Origin of the sequence: Streptococcus parasanguinis, from assembly GCF_001578955.1 — a bacterium.
Classification (GTDB): Bacteria; Bacillota; Bacilli; order Lactobacillales; family Streptococcaceae; genus Streptococcus; species Streptococcus parasanguinis_U.
In genome coordinates, this window is sequence record NZ_KQ969689.1 from 163,881 (window position 1) to 165,167 (window position 1,287).

The following is a 1,287-nucleotide window of genomic DNA, read 5'->3' on the forward strand; positions in this document are numbered from 1 at the left end:
CGTGATGTCCGTACTGGTTCAACATTTGATACAAGCTACCGTCCAGAAGAAAAATTTGAACAAGCGATTATCGAAACTGTTCCAGCTCAATACTTGTACAAAATGGATGATACAGCCTACTTCATGAACACAGAAACATATGACCAATATGAAATTCCAGTTGTGAATGTAGAACAAGAATTGCTTTACATCCTTGAAAACTCAGAAGTAAAAATTCAATTCTACGGAAGCGAAGTAATCGGTGTAACAGTTCCTACAACTGTTGAATTGACTGTTGCAGAGACTCAACCATCTATCAAAGGTGCTACAGTGACTGGTTCTGGTAAACCTGCTACAATGGAAACTGGTTTGGTCGTAAACGTTCCTGACTTCATCGAAGTTGGACAAAAATTGGTCATTAACACTACTGAAGGAACTTACGTTTCTCGTGCATAAGAGACATCTCAGGGTGTCAAATAGAAAGGAACTTCTATGGCAACTGAACAATTTGGTGACATCGTTATTGCACCACGTGTATTAGAAAAAATTATTGCGATTGCGACAGCAAAAGTAGAGGGTGTCTATTCGCTTGAAAACAAGAGTGTTTCAGATAGCTTATCCAAACGCTCCCTTGGACGTGGCGTCTACCTTCATACGGAAGAAGATGGTCAAGTTTCAGTAGACATCTATCTTTATTTGGAGTACGGAGTCGCTGTGCCATCTGTAGCAGTAGCGATTCAAAAAGCGGTCAAGTCTGCGGTATATGATATGGCAGATGTAACCTTGGATGCTGTCAACATTCACGTTGTCGGTATCGCAACGGAAAAATCTCCAAAACCAGACTTGAAAGACTTGTTTAATGAGGACTTCCTCAATGACTGATGAAATTTTATTAGAATCACGTCGAGATTTGCGCGAGCGTGCCTTCCAAGCCTTGATGGCTTTGGAATACGATGGAGACATTGTTGAAGCTTGTCGCTTTGCTTATCTACATGACAAGGACCTAGCAGAAGACAAAGAAGTCGATCTTCCTGCCTTTCTCATGAATCTCGTGACGGGTGTCTATCAGTCAAAAGATCAACTGGACCAACAAATCGGTCAACATTTGAAAACCGGTTGGACGGTAGAGCGCTTGACCTTGGTGGAGAAAAACATCCTTCGTCTTGGAATTTATGAAATAACAGAGTTTGATACACCACAGATCGTTGCAGTCAATGAAGCGGTGGAATTGGCCAAAGCCTTTTCAGATGAAACCTCTTCACGATTTGTCAACGGTGTCCTCAGTCAATTTGTGACAGAAGAATAATG

The 1,287-nt window shown here is 41.5% G+C and carries 3 protein-coding genes; all 3 read left to right on the forward strand.

Annotated features, from left to right (window positions below):
* A partial coding sequence (locus tag SPADD19_RS00750) for an elongation factor P (RefSeq protein WP_241496372.1) occupies positions 1–435 on the forward strand: 435 nt, incomplete at its 5' end.
* Between the two features lie 36 nt (positions 436–471).
* Positions 472–861: an Asp23/Gls24 family envelope stress response protein gene (locus SPADD19_RS00755; protein WP_003005404.1), complete on the forward strand. Its 390-nt coding sequence runs from the start codon at positions 472–474 to the stop codon at positions 859–861.
* Positions 854–1,285 (forward strand): transcription antitermination factor NusB, encoded by a 432-nt coding sequence (gene nusB / locus SPADD19_RS00760; RefSeq protein ID WP_003013313.1) that lies wholly within the window; start codon positions 854–856, stop codon positions 1,283–1,285. Before SPADD19_RS00755 ends, nusB begins: the two co-directional genes overlap by 8 nt.
* Positions 1,286–1,287: the final 2 nt, after the last annotated feature.

Excerpts from the sequence above, each read along its gene's own strand:
- SPADD19_RS00755 (WP_003005404.1), top strand. The coding sequence starts at position 472 with ATGGCAACTGAACAATTTGGTGACATCGTTATTGCACCACGTGTATTA.
- nusB (WP_003013313.1), top strand. The coding sequence starts at position 854 with ATGACTGATGAAATTTTATTAGAATCACGTCGAGATTTGCGCGAGCGT.